Source organism: Burkholderia sp. HI2500 (genome assembly GCF_002223055.1).
Taxonomy (GTDB): domain Bacteria; phylum Pseudomonadota; class Gammaproteobacteria; order Burkholderiales; family Burkholderiaceae; genus Burkholderia.
The window spans coordinates 1,002,266-1,028,718 of the sequence record NZ_NKFL01000006.1 but is presented as its reverse complement, the minus strand read 5'-3'; the positions used below and the strand labels follow the sequence as shown (position 1 = coordinate 1,028,718).

The following is a 26,453-nucleotide window of genomic DNA, read 5'->3' as shown; positions in this document are numbered from 1 at the left end:
GACACACCCGACAATCAATGAAAATGAAAAGGAGTCTTAACCGAAGTGCTGGCGGCATCCAGCATACGCGGATTGCGATGACCGAAGCGGCATCCTGAACGACACGTATCGGCCTGATGCGCGGCAGACGACGCCGCGCGCCGGATCGCGCCGCCGCGTCGTGCCGCGCCATCGCACCCGCACGTCAACGAGGAGCAGTCCATGCGACGCATGATCGTGTCCCACTCGCTTGTCACCCGCCTGTCCGCCGCGATGGCGATGGCCGCCGCTGCCGCGGCGCACGCCGATCCCGTCGTCGTGTCCGGCCCGAGCCCGTTCGCCGCCTGCACCATCGGCGGCCCCGGCACCAACTACGTGAACGCCGAAGTCGAGCCGTGGCTATCGGTCAACCCTGCCAACCCGATGAACATGATCGGCGTGTGGCAGCAGGACCGTTGGTCGAACGGCGGCGCCCACGGGCTCGTCGCCGGCTACACGTTCGACGGCGGCGCGACCTGGGCACGCACGCCGCAGCCGTTCAGCGCATGCGCGCCGGGCGGGCTCAAGTACGAGCGCGCGTCCGATCCGTGGGTCTCGTTCGGGCCGGACGGCACCGCGTACTCGGTGTCGATTTCGTTCAACCAGTCGAACAACAGCAATGCGGTTGCCGCGTCGGTTTCGTCCGACGGCGGGCAGACCTGGAGCAGCCCGGCCGTGCTGATCGCGAACGACGAGCCGACGACGCAGTTCTTCAACGACAAGGAATCGGTCACCGCGAACCCGGTGAAGGCCGGCACGGCGTATGCGGTATGGGACCGCCTCGAGCTGCCGAACGGCAACCCGTACGCGAACCTGCACACGAAGGCATTCCGCGGCCCGACGCTGTTCTCGAAGACGACCGACGGCGGCAAGACGTGGAGCGCCCCGAAAGTGATCGTCAACGTGCCTTCACGCCAGCAGACGATCGGCAACCAGATCGTGGTCGATCCGAGGAACGGCACGCTCTACGATTTCTTCGACCTGATCCAGCCACCGTTCAGCAAGGCGGCCGGCAAGGTCGCGTTCATCAAGTCGACCGACGACGGCGCAACGTGGACGAAACCGCAGGTGATCGCCGGCCTGCAGACGGTCGGCGTCACGGATCCGGTCACCGGCGAACCGGTGCGCACCGGCGACATCATTCCGGAACCCGCGATCGATCCCGCGTCGGGGCAGCTGTACGTCGTGTGGCAGGACAGCCGCTTCAACGGCGGCACGTACGACGAGATTGCGGTATCGACGTCGAAGGACGGCGGCGCGACCTGGAGCGCGCCACAACAGTTGAACACGCCGACCGGGCGCCCCGCGTTCAATCCGTCGGTGCGCGTCGACAACACGGGGGCCGTGATGGTCACCTACTACGACTTCCGCGACCTGCAGGCCGGCAACACCACGACGCTGCCGACCGGCTTCTGGCGCAAGATCTCGCATGACGGCGGCACCACGTTCACCGACGAGCGGCGTGTCGGCGGCCCGTTCGACATGAAGCTCGCACCCAATGCCGAAGGTTTCTTCATCGGCGACTACCAGGGGCTCGACGTGCTTCCATCGTCGTCGTTCCATCCGTTCTTCGTCCAGACCAACGCGGGCAACCTGACGAACCGCACCGACGTGTTCTTCGCACCATGACACCTGCATGACCGCCACGCCGTCGCACGACGCGATGCGTCGCGCGGCGGCGTGGGCGTGTTCACGGCATCAATGCATGTCGGTCAGCACGATGCGCCCGTCGACCTTGCCTTCGCGCAGCTTCGCGAACACGTCGTTGATGTTGCCGAGCCGGTCGCGATGGATATGCGCGCGCACCAGGCCATCGGCGGCGAAGTCGAGCGATTCCTGCAGGTCGCGCCGCGTACCGACGATCGACCCGCGCACGGTGATGCCGTTCAGCACGGTCGAGAAGATCGGCAACGGGAAATCGCCCGGCGGCAAGCCGTTGAGCGCCACCGTGCCGCCGCGCCGCACCATCCCGAGCGCCTGCGCGAACGCGCTGCGCGACACGGCCGTGACGAGCACGCCGTGCGCACCGCCGATCTCCTTCTGGATCACCTTGGCCGGATCGTCGGTCGACGCGTCGATCGTCAGTTCCGCGCCAAGCTGCCGCGCCAGCGCGAGCTTGTCGGGTGATATGTCGATGGCCGCGACGTGCAGGCCCATCGCACGCGCATACTGCACGGCCACGTGCCCGAGGCCGCCGATGCCGGAGATCGCGAGCCACTGGCCCGGGCGCGTATCGGTGACGCGAATGCCCTTGTAGACGGTGACACCCGCGCACAGGATCGGCGCGATCTCGTCGAACGTAACCTGCGCGGGCAAATGGCCGACGTAGTCGGGATCGGCCAGCACGTATTCCGCGTAGCTGCCGTTCACCGAATAGCCGGTGTTCTGCTGGCCGTGGCACAGCGTTTCCCAGCCCGTGTGGCAGTACTCGCAATGGCCGCAGGCCGTGTAGAGCCACGGCACGCCCACGCGATCCCCCTCGCGCACGTGCGTGACGCCCGCACCGACCGCCGCGACGATGCCCACGCCTTCATGCCCCGGAATGAACGGCAACGTCGGCTTGACCGGCCAGTCGCCATCTGCGGCGTGCAGATCGGTATGGCACACGCCCGACGCCTTGATGTTGACGAGGATCTGGCCGGGCCCCGGCGTCGGCACGGGCACTTCCTCGATGCGCAGCGGTTCGCCGAATGCGTGCACGACGGCCGCTTTCATGGTTTGGGTCATGGGTCGCTCCTGCCTGGTCAATGAGCGATCCAGTATCCGGTTTCGGAATCGAACGACGTTGATACGCATCAACCCGCGGGGCAATGCACGGCGATGGCCACCGCTACAAGGCGTCGCACCGTCGCGCGACGCGAAATCGCGCTGGCTCCCGACTCAGGAGCGGCGGTCCGCGCCCGCTGCATCGATCAGCGCAGGGCTGCTTCGGGCGGGCCGCTTCGATGGACACCGACGCGGGCAACACGCACCTGGCCGGCGAATCGGCAACGCGTCGGCATGCGCATCGCGTCCTCCGGTTCAGGCGAGCGTTCCGCACACCGCGCAGACGGTTTCCGCTCCCGCCGCCATTTCCCCCGTCCGACAGAAACCCGACGGGATCCCGCCATCCGGCTTGGATTTTGAGATGATATAACATATCATTTCGCGTGCTCGTCCGCCTGACGCCGTTCTACTGTGGGCGGCCGAGCCTCGCCGAGCCATGTTCCAACGGGTCACTGCGCGTCGCTGACGCAACAATATATCGTATCCAGCCGTGACCTGCATCGCTCGTTATCCGATCCGATTCCAACCGATTCACCGACCATGCGCGACCTCCCTCGTCTACCGCTTCGCCCGCTCTCGTCCCTTTCGCTGATGCTGTTCGCCGCCGTCGCGCACGCGCAGACCGAGCCGCCCGCCGGGTCCGGCACGCCGCCGACCACCACGCTCGCCCCGATCTTCGTGACCGCGAACCCGCTCGGCGACAACGAACTGATCGCGCCGACCGCCCAGCTATCCGGCGATGCGCTGACGCGCCGCCAGGCCGATTCGCTCGGCGAAACGCTGAACGGGCTGCCCGGCGTGTCGACCACCACCTACGGGCCGATGGTCGGCCGCCCGATCATCCGCGGGATGGATGGCGACCGGATCCGGCTGCTGCAGAACGGCGTCGCGGCGTACGACGCGTCGTCGCTGTCGTACGACCACGCGGTGCCGCAGGACCCGCTGTCGATCGAACGCATCGAGATCGTGCGCGGCCCGGCTGCGCTGCTGTACGGCGGCAATGCGGTGGGCGGCGTCGTCAACACGATCGACAACCGGATTCCGCGCGAAGCGATCCAGGGCGTGACGGGCGCGCTCGACGCGCGCTACGGCGGCGCGAACTCGGTGCGCGCGGGCGCCGCGCAGGTCGAAGGCGGCAACGGCCGCTTCGCGTTCCACGTCGATGCGTTCGACCGCGAGACGAGCAAGCTGCGGATTCCCGGCTACGCGCGCAGCAGCGCACAACGCGCGATCGACGGCCCCGACGCGCCGCAGCCGTACGGCAACGTACCGAACAGCGACGGCCGCGTGCACGGCGGCGCGGTGGGCGCGTCGTACACGTGGGCGGACGGTTTCGCGGGCCTGTCCTACAGCGGCTACGAATCGAACTACGGCTCCGTCGCGGAAAGCGACGTGCGGCTGCGGATGCGCCAGGAGCGCCTCGCGCTCGCGTCCGAGGTGCGCAACCTGAGCGGGCCGTTCACGAAGCTGAAATTCGACTTCGCGTACACCGACTACCGTCACAAGGAAGTCAACAACGGCGAAACCGCGACCACCTTCCGCAATCGCGGCTACGAGGCGCGCATCGAGGCAACGCATCGCAAGATCGGCCCGTTCGAAGGCGCGATCGGCGTGCAGTTCGGCCAGAACACGTTCTCCGCGCTCGGCGACGAATTGCTCGTGCCGTCCACGCGCACCAACAGCGTCGCGCTGTTCGGCCTCGAGGAATGGCAGGTCGTCCCGGCGCTGAAGCTGAGCCTCGGCGGCCGCTTCGAACACGTGAAGGTCGATCCCGATCCGGCCGGCGTCGAGAAATTCGCGGGGGCGCAGCCGCGCGAATTCAACGCGGGCAGCCTGTCGGCCGGCGCCCTGTTCTCGCTGACACCCGTGTGGTCGGTGGCGGCCAACGTCGCATACACCGAACGCGCGCCGACCTTCTACGAACTGTATTCGAACGGCCCGCACGACGCGACCGGCCAGTACCTGATCGGCAACCCGAACGCGTCGAAGGAAAAGGCCGTGTCGACCGACCTGTCGCTGCGCTATGCGAGCGGGCCGAACCGTGGCAGCGTCGGCGTGTTCTACAACCGCTTCTCGAACTACCTGACCGAGTACAACACCGGCCGCGTGGTGAACGGCGACGACGAGCCCGTCGCGCCCGGCACCGACGGCGCGCTGAACGAAGCGATCTATCGCGGTGTGCGCGCCGAGTTCTACGGCATCGAGCTCGACGGCAAGTGGCGTGCCTTCTCGCGGCGCGGCCATACTGTCGACCTGGAGCTGACCGCCGACTACACGCATGCGCGCAACGTCGACACGGGCCAGCCGCTGCCGCGCATCGCGCCGCTGCGCGCGACGCTCGCGGCCGACTACGGCTACGGCCCGTTCGGCGCGCGTGCGCAAGTCACGCACGCGTGGTCGCAGCATCGCGTGCCCGACAACGATTTTTCGACGGACGGCTACACGTCGCTCGGCGTGATGCTGACTTACAAGTTCCGCGTCGGCCCGACGCACTGGCTCGCGTACCTGCGCGGCGACAACCTGACGAACCAGGAGATCCGCTATTCGACCTCGGTCGTGCGCGGCTTCGCGCCGCAAGGCGGCCGCAGCGTGATGGCCGGGTTGCGCACCACGTTCTGACCCTCTCATGGTCCGCGGCGCCCGCCGCGGGCCTCTCTCCGGCGCCCCCCTGCGCCGCGAGTTCCATTGATCCGCCATTACCGCCAATTTCGCGGCATTCGCCGACGACGCGCACCAGTTCCCTCCCCAATTAATTCGAAACCCAATTCCAATATTCACCCATAAATCGAAACAGATTCATCAGACAATTATTAGCAAAACAAGTGTTTTTGTTTCACCCATGAAAACCGGTTTCGAATTCCACGTATAAACCTTTTAATTACGGGCACTCCGCTTATTATTGATCAAAATCAGGAGCGCCCGTCTGGCAACGATTCCAGCGCTAAAAAAACTAATATCAGGGTTTTCGACGGGTAAAGAATCATCCCGGATACCCGTTAATGCCGGCACGAGCCCGTATCTGGTCGAACAATAAATTCAATTCGTCAACCACACGCACAGAGGCACACTGTGAAAATCGCCAGAATGAGCATCAAAACAAAACTCCTTGGCGGCTTCGGCCTGCTCGCCGCGGTCGTCGTGATCGTGTCGGGCATGGCACTCAAGGCGCTATCCGATACGAACGCCGAATTTTCCCGCTACATGAACGGCATCAATGCGCGGGCGACCGTTTCCGCGCAAATCCGCACCGCGGTCGACCGGCGCGCGATCGCCGCGCGCAACCTCGTGCTCGTGACCAAACCATCCGACGTCGAGCTCGAACTGGCCGAGGTCAACCAGGCGCACAAGGACGTGCAGGATCACCTCGCGAAGCTCAAGGACCTGATGGCGAACGCGACGGACACCTCCGATCGCGCGCGCGAACTGGTGGCCGACATCGTCCGTATCGAAACCAGCTACGGGCCCGTCGCCCTGCGCATCGTCGGGCTCGCGCAGGCCGGCAAGAAAGACGAGGCGACCGCCGACATCGACGGCAACTGCCGGCCACTGCTCGCGCAACTGGTGCGCGCAACCGATGCATACGCAACCTATACGCATGAACGCGAGCTCGCGATCGCGCAGCAATTCGCGGATCGCTATGCGATGGAGCGCAACCTGCTGGCCGGCATCTGCCTGATCGCCGTCGCGGTCGCGGCATGCGGCGGCCTGTGGCTGACGCGCAAGATAACGGTGCCGATCGGCTCGGCCGTGGACGTCGCGCGCACGGTCGCGAACGGCGATCTCGGCAGCCGCATCAACGTGAGCGGCAACGACGAGACGCGCGATCTGCTCGACGCGCTGCGAACGATGAACGAGCGGCTGATCGGCATCGTCGGCCGCGTGCGCGATTCGTCGAACAGCATCGCGCACGCGGTCAGCGAGATCGCATCGGGCAACCTCGACCTGAGCCAGCGCACCGAGGAACAGGCGGCGTCGCTGCAGGAAACCGCCGCGACGATGGAGGAATTCACGTCGACGGTGCGCCTGAACGCGGAGAACGCGCAACAGGCCAGCTCGCTCGCCGCGAACGCATCGGACGTCGCGCAGCGCGGCAGCGCGGTGGTCGGTCGCGTGGTCGACACGATGACGGAGATCGGCCAAAGCTCGTCGAAGATCGCGGACATCACGGGCATCATCGAAGGCATCGCGTTCCAGACCAACATCCTTGCGCTGAACGCGGCCGTCGAAGCCGCGCGTGCGGGCGAACAGGGGCGCGGCTTCGCGGTGGTCGCCAGTGAAGTGCGCAGCCTCGCGCAACGTTCGTCGACGGCGGCGAAGGAGATCAAGGAACTGATCTCCGCGTCGGTGCAGACGATCCGCGACGGCTCCGAACTCGCGGGCGAAGCCGGCAAGACGATGTCGGACGTCACGCAGGCCGTCGCGCGCGTGACGGACATCATGGGCGAGATCGCGGCCGCGTCGGCCGAGCAGAGCCGCGGCATCGACCAGGTGAACCTGACGATCACGCAGATGGACGAGACGACCCAGCAGAACGCGGCGCTCGTCGAGCAGGCCGCGGCCGCATCGAAGTCGCTCGAGGCGCAAGGCCACGAGCTGTCCGAAACGGTTGCCGCGTTCCGGATGCCGTCCGGCACGCACGTGGCGTCGCTGGGCGAGTACGCGCAAGCGCCCGCCGTGCAGCACTGGCAACCGGCCACTGCGTAACCTCGGAACCGCGCAACCGCGTAACCGATACCGCAAGGAGACGACGATGCGCCCGCTGTTCCGCCGATCCGCCTGCATCACGCTTGCGCGCACCGCGCGATGCGCGGCCGCATGCGGCACGCGGTGCAGTTGCATATCGTCGCCGTCCGGCGCGGCCGGTTCGCCTGCACGACGTCGCGCGTGCGCGGCACGCCTGCACGTCACTCGGTGTCGCTCGCGCGTCGGCGCAGCCACGGCATCGCCGGTCCCTTCCACCGACCGGCGCGGGCCGCGGGCGCACGTCATGAATTGCACATCGTCACGCTCGATCGCGCGTGACGTGCGCGCTTGCGCATCACGCGGCGCACGCTGAATGGCCAGCGCTGCGCAAGTTTCGGTCCCGCCCATGTTTCTCACGTTGCCATACCGGCGTCATGGAGATCGCGCTGCATTCGCACGCGCGTCGCGCGCCGATGCAGACTTTTAAAACAGCCGAATGACGAGTATGCTTAAAAAAGCACTCCGCGATCGGACTGCGAGTCGCGTGCCCTGACTCCCGACCGATCGCATTGCGGCCCCGTCGCTGCGCGCACCGCGCGTCGATGGCGGCGTCTGCTTCTCGCGCCACGGCCGCACGAACCCTTCCCTCAACAATCGTCAGGAGAGCTGGTGAGCCGACTCGTCGTCGTATCCAATCGCATTGCAGATCCCCGTAAAGCCGCGGCCGGCGGGCTCGCCGTCGCCGTGAAGGACAGCCTGCAGGAATCCGGCGGCGTCTGGTTCGGCTGGAGCGGGAGGCTACGCGGCGGCGACGACCAGCCTGCGCACGGCGACGAGGTGCAGATCCAGAACGTCGGCGGCATCCAGCTCGCGACGATCGATCTCGACCCGCAGGATTACGACGCGTACTACCTCGGTTATTCGAACAACGTGCTGTGGCCGGTGTTTCACTACCGGCTCGATCTCGCGCAGTTCGACCGCCGCTTCGCCGACGGCTACCGGCGCGTGAACCAGCTGTTCGCGCGCAAGCTGCGCACGCTGCTGCGCCCCGACGACACCATCTGGGTCCACGACTACCAGCTGATTCCGCTCGCCGCCGAGCTGCGCGCGATGGGCTGCACGAATCCGATCGGCTTCTTCCTGCACATTCCGATGCCGCCGCCGCCGATCATGGCCGCGATCCCGGAACACGAATGGCTGATGCGTTCGCTGTTCGCCTACGATCTCGTCGGCTTCCAGACAGAGTCGGATCTGCTTCACTTCGAGCATTACGTCGAAGCGGAAGCCGGCGCCGCGCGGCTGCCCGACGGCCGCCTGCGCGCGTTCGGCCGCACGCTGTCGGCCGGCGCATTCCCGATCGGCATCAACGTCGACGAGTTCGAATCGCTCGCGCGCGATCGCGACGGCCTCGACATGTTCGAGCGAATGCGCGATGAATACTCGCGCCGCCAGTTGCTGGTCGGCGTCGACCGCCTCGACTACACGAAGGGGCTGCCGCAACGCGTGCATGCATTCCGCCAATTGCTCGAGCAATATCCGGAGAACCGCAACCGCGCGACGCTGATCCAGATCGCCGCGCCGAGCCGCGAGGATCTCGGCGCATACGACGACCTGCGGCGCGAGATGGACAGCCTGTGCGGCGCGATCAACGGCGACTACGGCGAACTCGAATGGATGCCGATGCGCTACATTCACCGCACCGTCGCGCGCAAGCGCCTGCCGGGTCTCTACCGCGCGAGCCGCGTTGCGCTCGTCACGCCGCTGCGCGACGGGATGAACCTCGTCGCGAAGGAATTTCTCGCCGCGCAGGATGCCGCCGATCCGGGCGTGCTCGTGCTGTCGCGTTTCGCCGGCGCGGCCGAGCAGTTGAAGTCGGCACTGCTCGTCAATCCGTACGACACGCAAGGCACCGCGCAGGCGATCCAGCGCGCGCTCACGATGCCGCTCGAAGAGCGCCGCCAGCGCCACGCGGCGCTGATGGCGATCGTGCGCAAGACCGACGTGCACTGGTGGCGCACGCGCTTTCTCAACGCGCTCGCCGAGGCCGCCGAAGTCGCGGCCGCGACCGAATCCTGACCCACCTGACGCGCGTTCACGCGTCCGTCGTCGCGCGTTCGAGCACCGCGCCGTTCACGTCGCACAAGTCGATCGACACCGGAATGCCTTCGCGCAGGCTCTCCGTCAGTACGCAGTACGCATCGAACTGATCGAGCACACGCGTCGCGACCGCGAGATCGGCCCACGTCTTGCCGATCGACAGCCGTACCGACATCGCGCCCACGCGCACCCGGCCCGCTTCGTTCTGCACCATGTCGACGTCGATATGCGCGGCAATCGGCTGCGGATCGACATGCTGCTTTTCCAGCGCGAACTGCAGGCTCGCCGCGAGACAGGTTGCAACGGCCGCGGCCAATAACCGGATCGGGTTCGGCCCGCGCCCGTCGCCGTGCGGCGGCGGTTCGTCCGTGAGCACCGGCGCCAGCGTCGTGCCGGCAAATACCACTTCGAAACAGAAACGCGCCTGCTGCGCGACATCGACCGATACGTGCGCCTCGCTCATGGCGACTCCGTGGAGATCAACGGGGAAAGGAATGACGGCACGCAGTCGCTTCGACGCGCGCCGCTCGCCGATTCATGGCATCTTCAGCGCTCGGGTTCGCGTGGCGGCCCGTACGCGACGAAATCGCGCTCGACCGCGGACGCGTGCTCCGTGTCGACCGCGCCGCCGCGTGCGCCGGCTGCGTCGTCCGGCGCCGGCGTGGTGGCGGACGACGGTTCGGCGCGCCCGTCGATCAGCGCCTGCAGCGCATCACGTTCGAGCACTTCGCATTGCAGCAGCCGGCGCGCGATGCGTTCCAGCGCATCGCGACGTTCGCCGAGCGTGGCCGCGACGCGCGCATGCGCGTCGGTCAGCAACGTATGCACTTCGTCGTCGATCATCCGCGCGGTATGCTCGCTGCAGCGGCCGTCGCCCGCATGCCATACGCCCGGCATGCCGGTACGCGTGTCGCCGTCATCGAAAGTCACGAGCCCGATCTTCTCGCTCATCCCGTACTGCATGACCATGTGGCGCGCCATCGCGGTCGCGCGCTCGAGATCGTTCTGCGCGCCCGTCGACACGTCGCCGAACACGAGTTCCTCGGCAGCGCGGCCGCCGAGCAGCGCATCGATCCGGTCGAGCAGCTCGCTTCGGCGCAATACGTAGCGATCCTCGGTCGGCACCTGCTGCGTATAGCCGAGCGCCGCGACACCGCGCGGAATGATCGACACCTTCTTCACCGGATCGCAATGGGTGCGGCTTTCCGCGACGAGCGCGTGGCCGGCCTCGTGATACGCGATGGTCAGCTTCTCCTGCGCGTTCATCACGCGGCTCTTGCGCTCGAGGCCCGTCAACGCGCGGTCGATCGCCTCGTCGAAATCGGCCATGCCGATTGCCTGCTTGCCGAGTTCGGCCGCATGCAGTGCGGCCTCGTTGACGACGTTCGCGAGATCCGCGCCGACGAAGCCCGGCGTGCGCGACGCGAGTTCGCCGAGATCGACGTCGTCCGCGAGTTTCACGCGCTTCACGTGCACGCCGAGGATCTGCCTTCGGCCATTCACGTCGGGCCGGTCGATCGCGATGTGACGATCGAAGCGGCCCGGCCGCAGCAGCGCGGGATCGAGGATCTCCGGCCGGTTCGTCGCGGCCATGATGATCACGCCGGAGCCGGCCTGGAAGCCGTCCATCTCGACGAGCAACTGATTGAGCGTCTGCTCGCGTTCGTCGTTACCCGACATCGGGCCGACGCCGCGCACCTTGCCGAGCGCATCGAGCTCGTCGACGAACACGATGCACGGCGCCTTCTGCTGCGCCTGCTCGAACAGGTCGCGCACGCGCGCCGCGCCCACCCCGACGAACATCTCGACGAACGCCGAGCCGCTGATCGAGAAGAACGGCACGGCCGCCTCGCCGGCCACCGCGCGCGCGAGCAGCGTCTTGCCGGTGCCCGGTGCGCCGACCACGAGCACGCCCTTCGGGATCTTGCCGCCGAGCCGCTGGTAACGGTCGGGGTTGCGCAGGAACGCGACGAGCTGCTGCAGCTCGGCCTTCGCTTCGTCTATGCCCGCGATATCGTCGAACGTGATGCCGGTTTCCTGCTGCACGTACACCCGCGCGCGGCTCTTGCCCATCCCGGTGAAATCCTGCAGCCCGCCGCGCCTGCGCAGCATCATGTTCCAGATGAACACGAACAGCACGAGCGGCAGCAGCCACGACGCAAGCGATGCAACCCAGCTCGTGTCGGGCGCACCGTGATAGCGGATGCCGGCGGCGGTCAGCGTGTCGGTCAGGTGCTCGTCGGTCACGCGGTTGGTCGTGAAGCGCCACGGCGCGCCGGCCTGCCGCACGGCCGCGGCTTCGGATGCCGGCAGCATCGTGCCGGCCTGCGGCATCTTCAGCGTGCCTGAGATCGATACGGGGCCGACTTCGAGATCGTCGACGAGCCGGGCGGCGACGAGCTGGTGGAAATCGCTGTACGCGATCGGCGCCGACGTCGGGCGCAGCATCAGCAACTGCGCGGCGAACAGCACGAAGAAGCCCGCCGCGATCAGCAATCCCGGGTAGTCGAATTTCCTGTCCATGGCGTCGGGCCGGACGTGCGCGCTACGCTTGCGTTGCGCGGCACGGCGGACGGGTGCGGGCACGCGCGCAGCCGGCGCGCGCCGTCGGCGGCCATGCGGAAGCGGCATTCATGCGCGCCATCGTCGCCTCGCTTCATCGCCTCGTTCGTCGCATCAATGGCTCCGCGGCGACGCCGTCGGCCGGCGCCGCCGCGCAATCCTCGCCCGGGCGGCACGCTGCGACGCGCCGCCCCTGAATCCAGTCTAGTTCGCGCGCGGGCGTCGCGTATGGCCCGGAACGCGCGTCGAATCGTCCGACAAACACCTTTCATCCGCCCCCGTTGCCGCGTTATAGTCGCATTCGTGACATTTTTGTGACAGATGCATCGCACCAGCCCATCCGTAACCGGGGCCGTTGCTTTCCATCCCGCGGCGCGGCAGCCTGTGCGACGTCGCCGCGCATCACGCCCCCGTCCACCCGCCCATTCGAGGAACCCACGACGTGAACGACACCCCCGATCGCCCCGACGACCTTCCCGCCGATCCCGACCGCCGCCGCGTGCTCGGCGGCCTCGCCGCGCTCGGTGCGGGTGTCGCGCTCAGCGGCTGTGAAACCACGGCGGGCAGCGCACCGCGTTCGGCCGCCGACCTGCGCATCGACGAAGCGTTGCGCCAGCGCGTGCGCCACATCGTCGTGATCTATGCGGAAAACCGCAGCTTCGCGAACCTGTACGGCGATTTCCCGGGCGTGCGCCATCCGCTGAGCGAGGTGCGGCCCGAGCATGCGCAGCAGCTCGATCGCGACGGCAAGACGCCGCTGCCCGTGCTGCCGAAGATCTGGGGCGGGCTCGTGCCGCAGGCGCAGGAAGTGGACGGCAAGCGCTACGCGATCGCCGAGCGCGACATCGACAAGCTGCCGAATGCGCCGTTCCTGATCAAGGACGCACAGGGCAACGCGCTGCCGAACGGCGTGATCACGCGCGACCTGTGGCACCGCTTCTACCAGAACCAGATGCAGATCGCGGCCGGCCGCAACAACCAGTTCGCCGCGTGGGCCGATTCGGGCGGCCTCGTGATGGGTCATTACCGCAATTCGGCCGACACGCTGCGGCTGTGGAATCTCGCGCGGCAATACACGCTGTGCGACAACTTCTTCATGGCGGCATTCGGCGGGTCGTGGATGAACCACATGTTCCTGATCTCCGCGCAGCCGCCGCTCTATCCGGACGCGCACAAGCATCCGCATGCGGCGAAACTGCTGTCGAAGGTCGAAGGCGACGATCCGACCGGTACGCGCCTGAAGCTCGCCGACAATTCGCCGGCGTCCGCGCTCGACGGCCCGCCGAAGTTCGTGGCCGACGGCCCGCTGACGCCGGACGGCTACGGCGTGAACACGATGGCGCCGCCGTACCAGCCGAGCTACGTGCCGCCGCCCGATCCGGGCAACGCCGCGTATGCGGATCCGGCCGACCATCGCGTGATGCCGCCGCAGGGCTATGCGACGATCGGCGATCGCCTGTCGGAAAAGAACATCGACTGGGCGTGGTACAGCGGCGCATGGCAGTACGCGCTCGAGCATCGCGACACGGGCACCGTGCCCGATTTCCAGTACCACCACCAGCCGTTCAACTATTTCGTGAACTACGCGCCGGGCACCGACGCGCGCCGCAAGCACCTGCGCGACGCGGGGCTCGGCGACGAGCCGTCGACCAACCACTTCATCGCCGACATCGACGCGGGCCGCCTGCCGGCCGTCACGTTCTACAAGCCGCAGGGCAACCTGAACATGCACGCGGGCTACGCGGACATCGAATCGGGCGACCGTCACATCGCGACCGTGATCGACCATATCCGGCGCGGGCCGCAATGGGACCACACCGTGATCGTGATGACGCACGACGAGAACGGCGGCTGGTGGGATCACGTCGCGCCGCCGGAAGGCGACCGCTGGGGCCCGGGTTCGCGGATTCCGGCGCTCGTGATCTCGCCGTTCGCGAAGAAGGGCTTCGTCGATCACACGCTGTACGACACGAACTCGATCCTGCGCTTCATCAGCCGCGTGCACGGGCTCGCGCCGCTCGACGGCGTGGTTGCACGCAACAAGGCGTTCGCCGCGCGCGGCGCGACGCCGCCGGGTGATCTGACGAATGCGCTCGATCTGGGCTAAGGGTCGACTGGCCTGACTGGTTGGTTGCTTGGCTGCTTGGCTGCTTGAAACGACGACGCCCCGGGCAATGCGATTGCCCGGGGCGTCGTTCATTTCGCGCCTGAAAACGCTACGCGGCGCGGCGCACTGCGTCGCATCCCGCTTGCGCGGCGTGACGCCCGGCCTGCCGGCCGAAGAACGTCGCGTCGGCCAGCGACAGCCCCGAGCTGTACCCGGCGCCCCAGCGCGGCAGCCCGCAGGTCGTGCGGCCCGCCGCATAGAGCCCCGGCACCGGCGCGCGCGATGCATCGACCACCTGCCCGGTCGGCAGCGTGTCGAGCCCGCCGAGCGTGAAGTGTGGATAGAACGCGAAGTCGATCCGGCAATCGAGCGCGACGAACGGCGGCTCGATCAGCGGCTGCAGCCACTGCTTCGCCTTGTGGAACAGCGGATCGGTGCCGTCGGCCGCATGGCGGTTGTAGACGTCGACGGTCGCCGTCAGCGTGCCGGCCGGCATCTGCAGGTCGCGTTCGACTTCCTCCCACGTTTCGCCGGCCGCCGCGATGCCGATCCGCGCGATCGCGGGCGGCTCCTGGTAGGTGGCCTGGTCGACGAGCAGGTAGATCCGGTCGTCGGCCTGATGGAACGCGTGATGGCCCGTGCGGCCGTGATAGCCGTCCTCGTTGATGAAACGCTGGCCGCGCGCGTTCACGAAGATCCCCTTGATCAGCGATTCGGGTGCGTAGAACGGCAGGCTGACGAAGCCTTGATCCATGTGAATCGCCGCGCCGCCCGCGCTCTGGCCGAGCAGGATGCCCGAGCCGTCATCGCCGGGGCTGCCGATCGGCTCGTCCGAGCGCAGGAGCTGCGGTGCATGCCGGCGCACCATGTCGCGGTTCATCGCGAAGCCGCCCGCGCACAGGATCACCGCGCGACGCGCCCGTACGAATGCCGTCTCGCCATAGGCGCGCAGCACGACGCCGCATACGGCGCCGCCGTCGTCGACGATCAATGCGAGCGCGCGCGTGTCGTAGCGCGTCGCGACGCCGAGCGCCGCCACACGTTCGGCCAGCACGCGCATCAGCATCTGTCCGCCGCCCCAGCCCGGCCATTGCGGCGTGTGCCCGCGCGGGCACGGCTTCGCGGCCTCGCTGAACGGCCAGGCTTCCTCGCTGCCGGACCAGATCAGGCAGTCGTCGGTTTCCGGTTCGACGATCCGCTCGGATATGAACGTGTTCTTGTACGTGAGGCCCTGCGCGACGAGCCAGTCGTGGTGCGCCAGGCTGTCGTTCGCGTAGAGGCGCACTTTCGCCTCGTCGGCGTCGCGGCCGCCGGCCAGCATCAGGTAGCGGTACAGATCCTCAGTGTCGTCGGTGAAGCCGGCCTGCCGTTGCGCGGGTGTGCCGCCGCTGCCGCCGAGGTAGATCTCGCCGCCCGACAGCGCGCTCGTGCCGCCGTAGCTCGACGCGCGCTCGACGATCAGCGTGTCGGCGCCGGCGCTCGCGGCTTCGATCGCCGCGCAGGCGCCGGCCGCGCCGAAGCCGACGATCACGACATCGTGTTCGGCGTCCCAGCGAGGCACGTCGCGGGTATTCAGGGGGTGAGTCAGGGAATAGTCGGATGACATGAGGAATGGGTCAGCGTTTGGGGAAATCTGCGGAAATCGGCGGAGGTGGCAAGGGACTGACGCGGACGTTACCGCCGATCCGGTTGCCGAGACGGGCGTACGACGGTGCGCGTGCAACGCGCATGTCCGTCTCTCGTCCGGTTGAAGTCAAAGCGCGTAAAGCGGGATCGGCGCGCGGCGACTCCACCGTTGCCGTAGCGAATCGCATCCATACGCCATCGCGCCGCCACCGCTTCCGCGCTGCGCGGCGCGCGGCCGCGCCGATGTCACATGCCGCGCATCGCGGCAAAACCGAAGTGCGACGGATCGATCGGCACGCAACCGGTCGGCAAACCGTTCGCGTCGACCGAACGGCATTGCAGGATGCCGGCCGCATACGGCGGCGACGGGACCTGATCGGCGCCGTATCGCGCCATCGCCATGGCAGCGAACGTCCCTATCGCCAATACGCACAGCTTGCGAGTCGTCAGTCTCATGATCGTCGTCCCCTCCGGTTGTCCGCTGGTGCGGTTCGTGTCCGGCGTGCATCACATGCGGTACCGGATGACTGCACGGTAGCCAGCGCCCGGCCGCCGGCCATCGTCCATTTCGACTAGGGGCAAACGCTGAGCGGACGATGCGCGGTCTGACGCATCGCAACATCGCGCGCCGCGGCTTCGCCCACGCGGAGGAAACGCGGCACGTCGCGCGCCTGTCGCGGCCGGCCGCACGAATCGTCAGACACATCTCGCACACCGGCCACCGCACCGCACCGCACCATCCATGCGCCCTCACGTGACTCGCGGCGGCCTGCCCCGGTGTTTTCCCCGACCCGCGCCCTGCTCCGTATGGATGATGAATCCCGGCCTGCGCGATGCGAACCTGCGCGTCGACGTCGCAATGCCGCCGCGTCGGCCCGCCTTGCGCGGCCCACGCGTTCCGTTCTTCCACGGGAGCCCACGCATGACCGATTCCAATCCCCGCCACGCGCTGTACGAACTGGCGTGCCGCTACGCGCAAGCCGTCGACCGGCGCGACTGGCCACGCCTCACCACGCTCTTCACCCCCGATGCCACCCTGGCCGGCCCCGGCTTCCGCTTCGACGACCGCGACGCGATCGTCGCGGGCATGCGCGTGATCGAGCGCTACGAGGCGACCCAGCATCACGTGCACAACCAGCTCGTCACGCTCGACGGCGGCGAGGCCGATGTCGAGACCTACGGCGTCGCCTGCCACGTCTACGTGCGCGACGGCGTGAAGCGCAAGCTCGACTGGGGGCTGCGCTATCGCGATCGTTGCGTGGTCGACGGCGGCACGTGGCGCTTCGCCGCGCGCACGCTGCACGTCGACTGGGCCCAAGACCTGCCGCTGGAGGGCTGAACGATGCGCACCTCCGCTCCCCTCGACGGCCGCACTGCACTCGTGACGGGCGGCGCCGGCGGCATCGGCGCGGCCTGTGCGCACGCGCTCGTCGCCGACGGCGCGGCCGTCGTGCTGATGGGCCGCCGCCGCGACGCGCTCGAACGCACGCAGCGGCAACTGACCGACGCCGTGCCCGGCAGCCACGTCGCGATCCATGCGGGCGACGCCTGTGACGAAGGCGACCTGCAGGCCGCGCTCGACTGCGCGTGGGCGCTCGACCATCGCCTCGACATCGTCGTGCCGACGGTCGGCGGGGCGGGCTTCCGGCCGCTGCTGCTGCACGACGCCGACACCTTCCGCGCCGAAATCGACCTGAACCTGCACAGCGCGTTCGCCGCGATCCGTCATGCGGCGCCGCGGCTCGCCGACAGCGGCGGCGGCGCGATCGTCTGCATTTCGTCGACGGCCGCGCAGATCAATTTCCGCTGGCTGTCCGCGTACTGCACCGCGAAGGCCGCGCTCGAAGCGCTCGTGCGCGGCGCGGCCGAGGAACTGGCCGGCGCGAAGATCCGCGTGAACGCGGTGCGCCCGGGCCTCACGCGCTCGGAAGCCACCGCGCCGATGTTCGACAACCGCGCGCTCGTCGACAGCTTTCTCGAGCAGATCCCGCTCGGCACGCTCGGCGAACCCGAAGCGATCGCGCATGCGGTGCGCTATCTCGCCGGCCCCGAGTCCGGCTGGGTGACCGGCCAGAGCTTCGCGGTCGACGGCGGCCATGAGCTGCGCACCAACCCGCGTGTGGACGACACGATCGCGCAAATCTACGGCACGGCCGCGCTCGACGCGATCAAGGCCGGCCGCGTGCCGGGCACCGCATGAGCGCCTGCCCTTTTTCAACGTCAAAGGAATCCGAACGAACATGAATCGAGTCGCAAACAAGGTCGCGCTGGTCACCGGCGCGGCAAGCGGCGTCGGCCGCGCGGATGCGCTGCTGCTCGCCGCGGAAGGTGCGCGTGTCGTGCTGACCGACATCGACGAGGACGCGGGTCGTGCGCTCGCCCGCGAGATCGGCGACGCGGCGCTGTTCGTCCGCCACGACATCGCCGACGAAGCCGGTTGGCAGCACGCGATCGCGTCGACGCTCGACCGCTTCGGCCGCCTCGACGTGCTCGTCAACAACGCGGCGATCTGCCCGGTCGGCTCGATCGAGGACACGAGCCTCGACACCTGGCGGCGCGTGATGCGTACCAATGCCGATGGCTATTTCCTAGGCTGCCAGTACGCGATCGGCGCGATGAAGGGCAACGACACGCCGGGCTCGATCGTGATGATGTCGTCGGTCGCCGCGCTCGGCGGGCTGCCGATGATGTGCGCGTACACCGGGTCGAAAGGCGCGGTGACGGCGCTCGCGCGCAGCGTCGCCGTGCACTGCAAGCGCAGCGGCTACCGGATCCGCTGCAACTCGATCCATCCGGACGGCATCTGGACGCCGATGACGCAGGCGCTGATGCCCGATCTCGACCCGGCCGCGCTCGGCATCGGCAGCGATCCGATGGCGCGCATGTGCGACCCGCAAGACGTCGCGAATCTCGTGCTGTTCCTCGCGTCCGACGAATCGCGTTTCGTGAACGGTGCGGAGCTGCGGATCGACAACGCGCAACTGGTGTCGTCGCTGTGACGCGGCTCATTGCTTTCCCGTTCAAAGGAGTCCATCGATGATTTCATTCACCGGCAAGACCGTGCTGGTCACCGGCGGCGGCGCGGGCATCGGCCGTGCGTGCGCGGAAGCGTTCGGCGCGACCGGCGCGCGCGTCGCGGTAGCCGAGATCGACCCGACCCGCGCGCAGGACGTGCGCCAGGCACTCGAAGCGGCGGGCGTCGATGCGCTCGTCGGCACCGTGGACGTCACGCGCCGCGACGAGGTCGAAGCATTCGCGCGCACCGTCGATGCACGCTTCGGCGGCCTCGACGTACTCGTCAACAATGTCGGCGATTTCCTGCAGATCGCGAAACCGTTCGACGACTGCATCGACGACGACATCGCACGGCTGTTCGACGTGAACCTGCGCCAGGTCTTCATCGTCACGCGCGCGATGCTGCCGTTGCTGCGCAAGCGCGGCGCGGGCAGCAGCATCGTCGGCGTGTCGTCGATCGAAGGCTTTCGAGCGATTCCGAACTGCACCGTGTACGCGTCGTTCAAGGCCGCGCTGACCGGCTTCACGAAGAGCCTTGCTCTCGAACTCGGGCCGGCCGGCATTCGTGTGAACCAGATCGCCCCCGAAACCACCGAGACGCCGCAGGTGCCCGTCAGCGCGATGGTCGCGGCCGAGCATCACGGCCATATCCCGCGCTGGATCCCGCTCGGGCGCTTCGGCGCGGCCGGCGATATCGCGGGCGCCGCGCTGTTCCTCGCGAGCCCGCTCGCTGCCTGGGTCACCGGCACGACGCTGCATGTCGACGGCGGCGCGCTCGCGGCGGCCGGCTGGTATCGCGACCCGAACGGCTTCTGGACCAACCTGCCCGTCGTCACGGGCAACGGCTTCAATTTCTGAGCGGCACCGCTCGCCTGTTCATTTCACGCGGCGAAATGGCGCCGCTTTCGGAGACATCATGAAGATCCTGATCGTCGGCGGCACCGGCCTCATCGGCGGCCATGCCGCGCTGCACCTGCACGCGCAGGGCAACCCCGTCACGCTCGCCGCGCGCAAGCCGCCCGCACCCGGCAGCGCGCTCGCGCGGTTCGACGTGCTGCTGCGCGACTACGTGGCCGGCAACTTCACGCGCGACGACCTCGCACCGTTCGACGCGGTGGTGTTCGCGGCCGGCAACGACATCCGCCACCTGCCGCCCGGCACCGACGAAGCCGCGCACTGGGAACGCGCGAACGTCGACGCTGTGCCGCGCTTCTTCGCGCTGGCGCGCGAGGCAGGCGTTAAGCGTGCGGTGCTGGTCGGCAGCTTCTATCCGCAGGTCGCGCCGGCGCTCGTCGACACGGTGCCGTACGTGCGCTCGCGCCATCTCGCCGACGAACGCGTACGCGCGCTCGCGACGCCGTCGTTCGCCGTGTGCAGCGTCAACGCGCCGTTCGTCGTCGGGTCGGTGCCGGGGCTGCGCAACGAGATGTTCGCGGCGTACGCGGGCTACGCGCAGGGCCGGTTCGCGGGGCTGCCCGTGTTCGGGCCGGCCGGCGGCAGCAATTTCATCTCGACGCAATCGCTGTCGGAAGCGATCTGGGGCGCATTGCAGCGCGGCGAAGCGGGCAAGGCCTACCTCGTCGGCGACGAGAATCTCAGCTTCGCCGATTACTTCGCGGCCTTCTTCCGCGCGGCCGGCAATCCGCAGGACGTGCCGTCGCTCGACCAGGAGCATCCGCTGCTGCCCGACATGGCGATCTACACGGGGCGCGGCAACGTCGTGTCGTACGAGCCCGATCCGGCCGACAGCGCGCTGCTGCGCTACCGGCGCGGCGACGTGCAGCGCGCGGTGGACGAGGTCGTCGCGCATTGCCGCGCGCAGTAAGCGAACGGCGAACGGCGCGTGTGCGGAGCCGATGCAAAAACGTCCCGCCGCCGGCGATGCAGGCCGGCGGCGGGACGTCAGGATGACTACGCGAATGCGATCCGTCAGGCGCCGATGCGCTGCTCGATCTTCTTCATCGTATCGGTCATTTCGGCCGGCAGGCGCAGCTTCAGCATATCGAACAGCGCCGCATGAAGCTTCAGCTCCTCGCGCCACTCATCGGCGTTCATCGACGTCACCGCATCGAACTGATCGCGCGTGAAATCGAGGCCGTCCCAGTGCAGGTCCTCATACGCGGGCGATACGCCGAACGCATGCTCGCCGCCACCACCGGTGCCTTCGAGACGATCGAGCATCCACTTCAGCACGCGCATGTTCTCGCCGAAGCCCGGCCACACGAACTTGCCGTTCGCGTCCTTGCGGAACCAGTTCACGCAGTAGATTTTCGGCAGTTTCGCGCCCGCGCCTTCGAGCTGCTTGCCGAGCTTGAGCCAGTGCGCGAAATAATCGCTGACGTTGTAGCCGCAGAACGGCAGCATCGCAAACGGATCGCGACGCACGATGCCCTGCTGGCCGACCGCGGCGGCGGTGGTTTCCGAGCCCATCGTCGCGGCCATGTACACGCCTTCGACCCAGTCGCGCGCCTCGGTCACCAGCGGCACGGTCGTCGAACGGCGACCGCCGAAGATGAATGCGTCGATCGGCACGCCGGCCGGGTTCTCCCAGTCGCCGTCGATCGACGGACACTGCGCGGCCGGCGCCGTGAAGCGCGAATTCGGATGCGCGGCCTTGCGGCCCGTCTCCTTGCCGATCTCAGGCGTCCACGGGTTGCCCTGCCAGTCGGTCAGCTTCGCGGGCGGCGTGTCGGTCAGCCCTTCCCACCACACGTCGCCGTCTTCCGTCAGCGCGACGTTCGTGAAGATCACGTTTTCGGTGAGCGTCGAGATCGCGTTCGGGTTGGTCTTCACGCCGGTGCCCGGCGCGACGCCGAAGAAGCCCGCTTCCGGGTTGATCGCATACAGTCGGCCGTCGCGGCCCGGCTTCAGCCACGCGATGTCGTCGCCGATCGTCGTGACCTTCCAGCCGTCGAAGCCCTGCGGCGGAATCAGCATCGCGAAGTTGGTCTTGCCGCACGCGGACGGGAACGCAGCCGCGACGTGATACTTCTTGCCGGCCGGCGACGTCACGCCGAGGATCAGCATGTGCTCGGCGAGCCAGCCCTGGTCGCGGCCCATCGTCGATGCGATACGCAGCGCGAAACACTTCTTGCCGAGCAGCGCGTTGCCGCCGTAGCCCGAGCCGAAACTCCAGATCTCGCGCGTTTCGGGGAAATGCACGATGTACTTGACCGGGTTGCACGGCCACCGCACATCCTGCTGGCCGGCTTCGAGCGGATGGCCGACGCTGTGCACGCACGGCACGAACTCGCCGTCCTCGCCCAGCACGTCGTACACCTCACGACCCATGCGCGTCATGATCCGCATGTTCACGACGACGTACGGACTGTCGGACAGTTCGACGCCGACGTGCGCGATCGGCGAGCCGAGCGGGCCCATCGAAAACGGCACGACGTACAGCGTGCGGCCGCGCATCGAGCCGCGGAACAGGCCGTTGAGCGTCTCGCGCATTTCGGCGGGTTCGATCCAGTTGTTGGTCGGGCCGACGTCGTCGCGCGAGGCCGCGCAGATGAACGTGCGATCCTCGACGCGCGCGACGTCGGACGGATCGGATTGCGCGAGATACGAGTTCGGGCGCTTCGCCGGGTTCAGGCGCGTGAGCGTGCCCTGGTCGACCATCGCCTGGCACAGCGCGTCGTTTTCTTCCTGCGAACCGTCACACCACACGACGCGCTCGGGCTCCGTCAGCGCCGCGATACGCGACACCCAGTCGATCAGCTTGCGATGTTTGACGAAAGCCGGCGGAGCGATCAGCGGGCCGTGTGTTGCTTCGGCCAAAGTGTTTTGCGACATGAGGATGTCTCCAGATTATTGGGCGGGGATGGGGGTTGCGGGGCGAGCCCGCGAGATGGGGTATGCGATTGGAGCGCAGGGTGCGGCGGCGCGCAGGACGGGACGCGCGAGCGGAGCGCGCGTCGATGCCGCGATGCGTGCGAGAGAAGGTGATGTCTCTTTAGTAATTGCGAACGCGAGTTTCGCCATACAAGCAACCTGCCGTACAACTCCATGACGGCCAGCATACCATCGCCGTTATTCGGCAAACGTTGCGTTGCAACAAGAAACAACTATGTCGGCGCGCCGGCACGCCGGTTGCATGTGCGTGCTTTTTACAGCGCCATGGCGCGCGCTTTGGGGACGAAACGGCCAGGACGGCCGTCCGGCAAGGGTTTCGCGGAAGCGGCAAAATTGCCGCACCGCTCCCGCGTGGGGCCCACGCGAGCGCGGGCCGGGCGAATTCACGTTTTCGCTACTCAGGCAAACCCTGAATTAGGTTGCGTACACAAACATCTGACGTGAGCGGGTCGCAGGCACCCCTGCTCAAAACGGCGCGCCGGGCAATCCGGGGTAATACGCGCCTGCCGCCATCCCGCCGTCGACGGCCAGCTCGGCGCCGTTGCAGTACGACGCTTCGTCGCTCGCGAGGAACAGCGTCGCGCGCGCGATTTCGTCGGGCAGGCCGACGCGTTGCAGCGGCACGTTCGCATAGTGCTGGTTGATTTCCTCGAGCGGCGCGCCGGTCGGGTTCGACATCGCGGTGTTCACGCCGCCCGGATGGATCGAATTCACGCGCACGCCCTGATGGCCGAGTTCGAGCGCCGCGACCTTCGTCAGCCCGCGCACGCCCCACTTGCTCGACACGTACGCGGCCAGCGCGTTCACGCCGCGCAGCCCGTCCACCGACGAGATGTTGACGATCGACCCGCTCTTCTGCGCGATCATGCGCGGCGCGATGGTCCGGATGCCGACGAACGTCCCGACGAGGTTGATCGACACCGCGCGCTCGAATTCGCGTTTCGACAGCTCCGTGATGCCGCCGAACGTCAGCACGGCTGCATTGTTGACCAGTACGTCGATCCGGCCGAACTGCTCCATCGTCGCTTCGGTCACGCGCACCCAGCTCGCTTCGTCGGCGACGTCGAGCCGCATGAAGCGCGCCGCGTCGCCGAGCTCGCGCGCGAGCGCTTCGCCCTCCGCGTCGAGTACGTCGCCGATCACGACGCGCGCGCCTTCCTCGACGAACAGCCTGCACGTTGCCGCGCCCATGCCACGCGCACCACCCGTGACGATCGCTACCTTTCCTTCCAGTCGACCCATGTCGTCCTCGCTTCGATTCCGGTTTGCCGGCTGCCGCGCGCAAGTGCGCATGCTCGCCGGTTCGTGATTGGCACGCGGCAAGCACCGCGCGCCGTCGGCCCCCGCCGTCAGCCCCAGTAAGCCTGCCCGCCGTCGAGCGGCAGCGTCGCGCCCGTCAGGTAGGCGGCATCGCGGCTCGCCAGAAACACGATCGCGCGCCCGATGTCCTGCTCGCAGTCGCCGACGCGGCCAAGCGGAATCGTGCGAAAAAACGCCGCGGCTTCCTGCGGATTTGCGTCGACCCAGCCTTTCAGGCCCGGCGACAACGCGTGCGGCGCGACCGCGTTCACGCGGATGCCGTCCACGCCCCATTCGCAGGCCGCCGCGCGCGTCAGCGCACGAATCGCCTCCTTGGTCGCCGCATACGCGCCGTAGCCCGACGCATCCCAGCGCACCGCGGCCGACGACGCGAAATTGACGATCACGCCGTCGCCCTTCAGATGCGGATGGCACGCGCGCATCATGCGCAACGTCGCGATCGGCCCCGATTCGAGCCCCGCCAGGAAACTCGCGTCGGTCACGTCGAGCAGGCGGCCGAGCGGCACGACCTGCGCGTTGTTGATCAGGATCTGCACGCCACCGAACCGCGCGACGACGTTGTCGACGCATTGCTCGATCTGCGTCGCATCCATCACGTCGCACACGAACGGCTCGGCCACGCCGCCGCGTGCACGAATCGCCTCGCAGGTCGCGAGCAGCTTGTCGAGGGTGCGACCGACCACCGCGACGTGCGCCCCTTCCGCCGCGAGCGCCTGCGCGACGCCCTGGCCGACGCCCTGCCCCGCGCCCGTCACGAGCGCGACCTTGCCTGTCAGGATGCCCATGCGTGCTCCTCAGGCGACGATCGCCGGATGCGCCTGCACGGGCCCGCCGAGCAGTTCGCGGTAAGAAGGCGGCTGCTTGCCGTCGAGATCGGCGATGCCGTACCGCAGCGCGGCTTCCGCGCCGACGAGCACCTGCCCCGACAGCGCCATGCGCTGCGGATCGCCGTGGATCGCGTGAATCACGCGGCCCGTGAATTCGGGGCTTTCCGCGACGAGCGAGAATTCCTTGTACAGCTCCGGGTGTTCTTCCCACACGCGCGTCGTGCGCTCGGTGCGCAGCGGGCCCATCCAGATCGACACGGCCGCGACGTCGAACGGCTTCAGGTCGACGGCCATGTCCTTCGCGAACTTGTCGACGCCGGACTTCTGCGCGCCGTACGCCGCGCCGTGCATGTAGCAGCTCGCGCCGAACGACGACGTGAACGCGATCAGCCCGCTGCGGCGCCGCGCCATCAGCCGCGCCGCGTGCCAGCTCGCGACATAGGCCGAGCGCAGCCCGACATCGAGGATGTTGACGAGATCGAGCGACTTCTCCCAGAACGGGCCCGGCAGGATCAGCTGATCGTGCAGGTAGGTCGCGTTGTTCACGAGCATGTCGAGCCGCCCACTTTCGCGTTCGACACGCTCGAACAGCGCCTGCACCTGTGCATCGTCCGCGTGGTCGCAGGCCACCGCGATCCCGCGCCCGCCGAGCGCATCGATCTCGCGTGCGGTCTCGTGGATCGTGCCGGGCAGCGGCGCATCGCCTTCATTCTGCGAGCGGCCCGTTACATAGACGGTCATGCCGGCCGCGCCGAGCGCGCGCGCGATGCCCTTGCCCGCGCCGCGCGATGCGCCCGTCACGACGGCGACCGGCGCATCGTGGTTCTGTGTCATGTTCGATGTCTCCTGTGGAATGTGCTGGGCGCCACGTGGATGGCGTTCGCGTGCGTCAGGCGGCCGGCGGCTGCGCGCCGGCGAACAGCACGCCCGGCGCATCGCCTTCGTAGCGGGCCGACAGCGTCGACGTGACGACGCAGCGCGTGCCCGCGATCTTCCATTCGCCGCCGACCTTCCGGTATTCGTCGTCGTAGTACGCGCCGAGCTGCGTGAGCGTGCGCGCGTTCGTGTCGATCATCTGGTAGTGCAGGCCCCACGTGCCGCGTGCATGCGTCGCGTCGAGCACATCGATCTCGGGATTCACGCCGTGGTGCATCTCGACGATGTGCGGATGGCAGCCGAGTTGCGCGAAGACGTCGACGAGCGCGTCGCGTGTATCGAACGTACCGATCCGGCCGTAGTCGATCTGCACGGGGCCGGGCGCGAAGCAGTCGCGCATCCCTTCCGGATCCTTGCGGTCGCAGCAGGTGAAGTAGCGCGCCTTCAGCCGGCGGATTGCGTCGGCGTCCTCGAGCCGGCGCACGCGCGCTTCCAGCGATTCGATGAGGGTCATCCTGTCTCCTTGTTTCGTGCCGGCGCGGTTCGAAGGCCGCGTCGATGCCACGTTACCGCCGCGCGATGGGTCGGCCATCACCCGTTCGGATGAAATCCACGATTCGTTTCGGCAGCGCTGTTTGAGCGTGTCCGCAGCATTCGTCCGAACAGACGATGTGATGCAGGCGGCTTCGTTCCTACCATCG

Annotated in this window: 20 protein-coding genes; 10 read left to right on the top strand and 10 right to left on the bottom strand. The window is 67.9% G+C overall.

All coding sequences use genetic code 11. The annotated features are described in order from the left end of the window. Positions 1-201: 201 nt before the first annotated feature. Complete coding sequence (locus CFB45_RS22420; RefSeq protein ID WP_089427431.1) at positions 202-1,647, top strand: sialidase family protein; 1,446 nt, start codon at positions 202-204, stop codon at positions 1,645-1,647. 69 nt (positions 1,648-1,716) lie between these two features. Here CFB45_RS22420 and adhP read toward each other — a convergent pair whose 3' ends face one another. Continuing rightward, positions 1,717-2,745, bottom strand: a complete 1,029-nt coding sequence (adhP, locus tag CFB45_RS22415; RefSeq protein WP_089427430.1) for an alcohol dehydrogenase AdhP — start codon at positions 2,743-2,745, stop codon at positions 1,717-1,719. A gap of 579 nt (positions 2,746-3,324) precedes the next feature. Here adhP and CFB45_RS22410 point away from each other — a divergent pair. The 3 genes from CFB45_RS22410 (at position 3,325) to otsA (ending at position 9,543) form a co-directional block, all read left to right on the top strand. Then, positions 3,325-5,403 carry a TonB-dependent receptor gene (locus tag CFB45_RS22410; protein WP_256978301.1) on the top strand — a complete coding sequence of 693 codons (2,079 nt, stop codon included), beginning with the start codon at positions 3,325-3,327 and terminating at the stop codon, positions 5,401-5,403. A 465-nt stretch (positions 5,404-5,868) separates the two neighbouring features. Then, positions 5,869-7,488, top strand: a complete 1,620-nt coding sequence (locus tag CFB45_RS22405; RefSeq protein ID WP_089427428.1) for a methyl-accepting chemotaxis protein — start codon at positions 5,869-5,871, stop codon at positions 7,486-7,488. A gap of 648 nt (positions 7,489-8,136) precedes the next feature. Then, positions 8,137-9,543 carry an alpha,alpha-trehalose-phosphate synthase (UDP-forming) gene (gene otsA, locus CFB45_RS22395; RefSeq protein WP_089427426.1) on the top strand — a complete coding sequence of 469 codons (1,407 nt, stop codon included), beginning with the start codon at positions 8,137-8,139 and terminating at the stop codon, positions 9,541-9,543. Between the two features lie 16 nt (positions 9,544-9,559). Here otsA and CFB45_RS22390 read toward each other — a convergent pair whose 3' ends face one another. Then, positions 9,560-10,027 carry an OsmC family protein gene (locus tag CFB45_RS22390; protein ID WP_089427425.1) on the bottom strand — a complete coding sequence of 156 codons (468 nt, stop codon included), beginning with the start codon at positions 10,025-10,027 and terminating at the stop codon, positions 9,560-9,562. A gap of 83 nt (positions 10,028-10,110) precedes the next feature. After that, on the bottom strand, positions 10,111-12,087 hold the full coding sequence (gene ftsH / locus CFB45_RS22385) for an ATP-dependent zinc metalloprotease FtsH (protein WP_089427424.1): 1,977 nt from the start codon (positions 12,085-12,087) through the stop codon (positions 10,111-10,113). Positions 12,088-12,568: 481 nt separating this feature from the next. Here ftsH and CFB45_RS22375 point away from each other — a divergent pair, with 481 nt between their 5' ends. Continuing rightward, positions 12,569-14,233, top strand: coding sequence for an acid phosphatase (locus CFB45_RS22375; RefSeq protein WP_089427422.1), 1,665 nt, complete (start codon positions 12,569-12,571; stop codon positions 14,231-14,233). 109 nt (positions 14,234-14,342) lie between these two features. Here the strand turns inward: CFB45_RS22375 and CFB45_RS22370 are convergent, their stop codons facing one another. Together CFB45_RS22370 and CFB45_RS22365 are read right to left on the bottom strand one after the other, a co-directional pair. Then, on the bottom strand, positions 14,343-15,839 hold the full coding sequence (locus CFB45_RS22370) for an FAD-dependent oxidoreductase (protein WP_089427421.1): 1,497 nt from the start codon (positions 15,837-15,839) through the stop codon (positions 14,343-14,345). A 266-nt stretch (positions 15,840-16,105) separates the two neighbouring features. After that, positions 16,106-16,315 (bottom strand): hypothetical protein, encoded by a 210-nt coding sequence (locus tag CFB45_RS22365; RefSeq protein WP_089427420.1) that lies wholly within the window; start codon positions 16,313-16,315, stop codon positions 16,106-16,108. A 466-nt stretch (positions 16,316-16,781) separates the two neighbouring features. Here CFB45_RS22365 and CFB45_RS22360 point away from each other — a divergent pair, with 466 nt between their 5' ends. The 5 genes from CFB45_RS22360 to CFB45_RS22340 are packed head-to-tail and all read left to right on the top strand — an operon-like array spanning position 16,782 to position 20,699. Continuing rightward, positions 16,782-17,198, top strand: coding sequence for a nuclear transport factor 2 family protein (locus CFB45_RS22360; protein ID WP_089429092.1), 417 nt, complete (start codon positions 16,782-16,784; stop codon positions 17,196-17,198). Positions 17,199-17,201: 3 nt separating this feature from the next. After that, complete coding sequence (locus CFB45_RS22355; protein ID WP_089427419.1) at positions 17,202-18,059, top strand: SDR family NAD(P)-dependent oxidoreductase; 858 nt, start codon at positions 17,202-17,204, stop codon at positions 18,057-18,059. 40 nt (positions 18,060-18,099) lie between these two features. Beyond that, positions 18,100-18,858 carry an SDR family oxidoreductase gene (locus tag CFB45_RS22350; protein ID WP_089427418.1) on the top strand — a complete coding sequence of 253 codons (759 nt, stop codon included), beginning with the start codon at positions 18,100-18,102 and terminating at the stop codon, positions 18,856-18,858. A gap of 40 nt (positions 18,859-18,898) precedes the next feature. Continuing rightward, positions 18,899-19,732 carry an SDR family NAD(P)-dependent oxidoreductase gene (locus CFB45_RS22345; RefSeq protein WP_218828882.1) on the top strand — a complete coding sequence of 278 codons (834 nt, stop codon included), beginning with the start codon at positions 18,899-18,901 and terminating at the stop codon, positions 19,730-19,732. 58 nt (positions 19,733-19,790) lie between these two features. Next, on the top strand, positions 19,791-20,699 hold the full coding sequence (locus CFB45_RS22340) for an NAD-dependent epimerase/dehydratase family protein (protein ID WP_089427416.1): 909 nt from the start codon (positions 19,791-19,793) through the stop codon (positions 20,697-20,699). A gap of 104 nt (positions 20,700-20,803) precedes the next feature. Here the strand turns inward: CFB45_RS22340 and CFB45_RS22335 are convergent, their stop codons facing one another. From CFB45_RS22335 to CFB45_RS22310, 5 genes are all read right to left on the bottom strand, one after another. Then, a complete protein-coding gene (locus CFB45_RS22335; RefSeq protein WP_089427415.1) occupies positions 20,804-22,669 on the bottom strand; it encodes a phosphoenolpyruvate carboxykinase (GTP) in 1,866 nt (621 codons plus the stop codon). A gap of 525 nt (positions 22,670-23,194) precedes the next feature. Beyond that, entirely contained in the window at positions 23,195-23,971 is a 777-nt protein-coding gene (locus tag CFB45_RS22325; protein WP_089427414.1) for a glucose 1-dehydrogenase, read from the bottom strand. 107 nt (positions 23,972-24,078) lie between these two features. After that, the gene (locus CFB45_RS22320; RefSeq protein ID WP_089427413.1) at positions 24,079-24,834 is read right to left on the bottom strand and encodes an SDR family NAD(P)-dependent oxidoreductase; all 756 of its coding nucleotides are present in this window, start codon (positions 24,832-24,834) and stop codon (positions 24,079-24,081) included. A 9-nt stretch (positions 24,835-24,843) separates the two neighbouring features. After that, the gene (locus CFB45_RS22315) at positions 24,844-25,710 is read right to left on the bottom strand and encodes an SDR family NAD(P)-dependent oxidoreductase (RefSeq protein WP_089427412.1); all 867 of its coding nucleotides are present in this window, start codon (positions 25,708-25,710) and stop codon (positions 24,844-24,846) included. Positions 25,711-25,765: 55 nt separating this feature from the next. Continuing rightward, positions 25,766-26,266, bottom strand: a complete 501-nt coding sequence (locus tag CFB45_RS22310) for a nuclear transport factor 2 family protein (protein WP_089427411.1) — start codon at positions 26,264-26,266, stop codon at positions 25,766-25,768. Between the last annotated feature and the right edge of the window lie 187 nt (positions 26,267-26,453).